Annotated in this window: 1 pseudogene; it reads right to left on the reverse strand. The window is 66.9% G+C overall.

Annotated elements, in window-relative coordinates:
- Window positions 1-369, reverse strand: a pseudogene (locus SM753_RS20280) (urocanate hydratase); the annotation flags it as partial.

Raw genomic sequence — 369 nt, forward strand, 5'->3', positions numbered from 1 at the left:
CGAGGTCGTCCTTCTCCGGGAACAGTTCGAGCACGGCCTCGTCGGTCCGCGCGATGTCGTCCTCGTTCCCGGAGAGCGCCGCCCAGCGGAACGGTCCCTTGCCGCGACAGAACAACGGCCGGATGTACGCGGGCACGAACCCGGGGAAGTCGAACGCGGTCTCGAACCCGCGGTGTTCCTTGACCTGCCCGCGAATGTTGTTCCCGTACTCGAACGCGACCGCGCCGCGGTCCTGCATGTCGAGGATGCCCTGAACGTGGCGCTCCATCGTGTCGAGACTGGCTTCGACGTACGCGTCGGGGTCCTCGCGACGGAGTTCGTCCGCCTCGTCGACGGTGGAGCCGCTCGGATAGTAGCCCTCGAGTTCGT

The organism is Halostella sp. PRR32 (genome assembly GCF_034808085.1).
GTDB classification, from domain to species: Archaea; Halobacteriota; Halobacteria; order Halobacteriales; family Natronoarchaeaceae; genus Halostella; species Halostella pelagica.